We start from the raw sequence: 2,634 nt of genomic DNA on the forward strand, positions 1-2,634 counted from the left end.
CGATATGGTGGCCTGTGGCCATGATGAATGCGCCCAGGCGAAGTTTGCGTTGAGTCATGAGGGATTTCTTTCTTTGGTAATGGGGTCAGCTGTGCGAGGAAACCGGTTTCCACGCTGTGAAGTGGCGCTCCAGCGCCTGCAGTGCGAAGTTGAGCGTGACCCCGATGGCAGTGATGGCGATGATCCCGAAGTACATGTCGGCGATCAAAAAGCTGAACTGGGCGTAAATGATCAGGTAGCCCAGCCCGGCCTTGGCACCCACCATCTCGGCGGCAATCAGCACCAGCATGGCGGAGGCCGCAGCCAGGCGTATGCCCACAAAGATGGTCGGCACGGAAGCCGGCAGGATGACTTTCAGGAACAACTGGCGCGGTGTCACGCCCATGGTGCGGGCCGACTTCACGAGCAGTGGATCCACCTGCCGCACGGCCGAGATGGTGTTGAGCAACAGGGGCCAGGCGCACGAATACACCACGATGGAAACCTTGGACACCTCGCCAATGCCCAGCAGCAGCAGGAACACCGGCAGCAATGCCAGCGGTGCCGTGTTGCGCAGCAGCTCAATCAGCGGGTTGAGTGTGTTGCCCAGGCGCCGGTACCAGCCGATGGCCAGCCCCAGCGGAATGGCGAACACGATGGCCAGCAGCAAGCCGCCAAGCGAACGGGCCAGGCTGATGGAGGTGTGTTCCCACAGCTGGCCGTTCAGTGCCAATGCCCAGCCGGCGGCAAGCACCTCGCTGAGCGGCGGCAGGAAGGTCGGGTCGGTGAGGCCCAGGCGCGGCGCCAGTTCCCACAGCAGGGCCAGCGCCACGATCAGGCCGGAGCGCCAGGTGGCATTGGCAACTTGCGCCTGCAGGCGCTTCCAGAGCGGCGGCGTGTGAAGGGCCAGGGGTGCGGCGCCCGCGTTCAGGGCAATGTCAGACATGGGCAATTTCCTTGAGGATGGGTTGTGAGGAAATACGGGCGCGGCGTTCGCGGCGGGCAGATGCCACCTCGTCATGCAGCTGCGACCAGATCTCGTGGCGCAGCTCGCCGAACAGCGGCAGCGAGCGCACGTCGTCGGTGCCGCTGCGCAAGGATTCGGGGATGTCCACTATCTGCTTGATGCGGCCCGGCCGGGTCGTCATGATGGCCACGCGCTGGCCCAGCACCACGGCTTCGTCGATGCCGTGCGTGATGAACACAATCGTCTTGCCGGTGCGTTGCCAGATTTCGACCAGCTCTTCCTGCAGCGTTTCGCGTGTCTGCGCATCGAGCGCGGCAAAGGGCTCGTCCATCAGCAGCACTTGCGGCTCGTAGGCCAGGCTGCGCGCAATGGCCACACGCTGTTTCATGCCGCCGGAGAGTTCATGCGGAAAGCGGTTGGAAAAATCGGTCAGGCCCACCAGCTCCAGGTAGTGCGCGGCCTTCTCGCGCCGGGCGCGTTTGCCCTCGCCTGCCACCTCCAGGCCAAAGGCCACGTTGTCCAGCGCGCTGAGCCAGGGGAAGAGGGCGTACTGCTGGAACACCACACCGCGGTCGCGCGCCGGGCCGGTCACGGGCTGGCCGTCAATCAGCACGCGGCCGCTGGTGGGCAGTGCCAGGCCGGCCAGCAGGTCGAGCAGGGTGGACTTGCCGCAGCCGCTGGGCCCGACCAGCACCAGGAACTCGCCGGGGCGCACGTCAAGCGTCACGTCATGCACGGCAACAAATCGTTTGGCGGCGCCGCCGTCGTCCGCGCGAACGGTGAACTCCTTGCTGACGTTTTCAAAGCGGATTTTTGCGGCGCTCATTTGGCGGCCGCCAGTTTTTCGCCGCTGTTGGCGTAGGGGTTGAAAGCGTTGGTGTACAGGTCAGTGGGCTTGACCTGGCCGGGCTTGAGCAAACCATCCTTGACCAGCCAGTCGATCCAGATCTGCAGCTCCTTGTCCTTGATCACGCCTCCGGTTCCCGCCACGCCGGTACTTTTCCAGTACTGGATGGTGTCTGTGCTTTCGGCGCGCTTGCGGCCGTCAATGATCTTGACGAAGCGCGCCCGCACCTCGGCTGGCGGTGTGTTGCGCGCCCATTCGATGGAACGCGCCAGCGCCGACACCAAATGGCGGCTGGTGTTGGGGTTCTGTTCGATGAACTTGTTGTGCAGAACGATCGAGCCCGCCGTGAAGTTGCCATACAGGTCGCGGTCTGTGAACAGCGGGCGTATGCCGCCGCGCTCCCGCGCCTTGTCGCGCAGCACACCGCCTAGGGTGGTGACTTCGACCTGGCCCTGGCGCAGTACCTGTTCACCGGTGACCGGCGGCGTTACGACCAGCGTCACCTGTTTGGCTTCCGCTTCGCTGAGCCTGGCGCGTTCCAGGTATTCGCGGACCATGAACTCGTGGTGTGCGCCCAGCGTGTTCACCGCGACTTTTTTGCCGATCAGGTCGCGTGCGGATTTGATCGGGCTGTCTTCCTTGACGTAGTAGCCGGTCCAGGTGTTTTCATCCACACCGTAGTAGCCCAGCACCGCCTTGATAGGCGCTTTCTTGGCCAGCAACTTCACGACTGCGCCGTTGAAGGCGCCACCCAGGTCGACATCGCCAGTGACCACGCTCTGGATGTCTTGCGGGCCGCTGATGGTGTTGCCCACCCATTTGGCCTTGAGCGGCGCAAGGT

Annotated in this window: 3 protein-coding genes; all 3 read right to left on the bottom strand. The window is 64.0% G+C overall.

Going from position 1 to position 2,634, the window contains the following annotated elements:
* Positions 1-85 precede the first annotated feature (85 nt).
* The gene (locus AC1DWI_RS19325; RefSeq protein ID WP_477670791.1) at positions 86-925 is read right to left on the bottom strand and encodes an ABC transporter permease; all 840 of its coding nucleotides are present in this window, start codon (positions 923-925) and stop codon (positions 86-88) included.
* Positions 918-1,772: an ABC transporter ATP-binding protein gene (locus AC1DWI_RS19330; protein ID WP_477670790.1), complete on the bottom strand. Its 855-nt coding sequence runs from the start codon at positions 1,770-1,772 to the stop codon at positions 918-920. The genes AC1DWI_RS19325 and AC1DWI_RS19330 overlap by 8 nt, the downstream gene beginning before the upstream one ends.
* A partial coding sequence (locus AC1DWI_RS19335; protein ID WP_477725486.1) for an ABC transporter substrate-binding protein occupies positions 1,769-2,634 on the bottom strand: 866 nt, incomplete at its 5' end. The genes AC1DWI_RS19335 and AC1DWI_RS19330, both read right to left, overlap by 4 nt.

The sequence above is a fragment of the Polaromonas sp. P3_C2 genome (assembly GCF_056402675.1).

Coding starts and splice junctions, on each gene's coding strand:
- AC1DWI_RS19330 (WP_477670790.1), bottom strand. CDS start 1,772: ATGAGCGCCGCAAAAATCCGCTTTGAAAACGTCAGCAAGGAGTTCACC.
- AC1DWI_RS19325 (WP_477670791.1), bottom strand. CDS start 925: ATGTCTGACATTGCCCTGAACGCGGGCGCCGCACCCCTGGCCCTTCAC.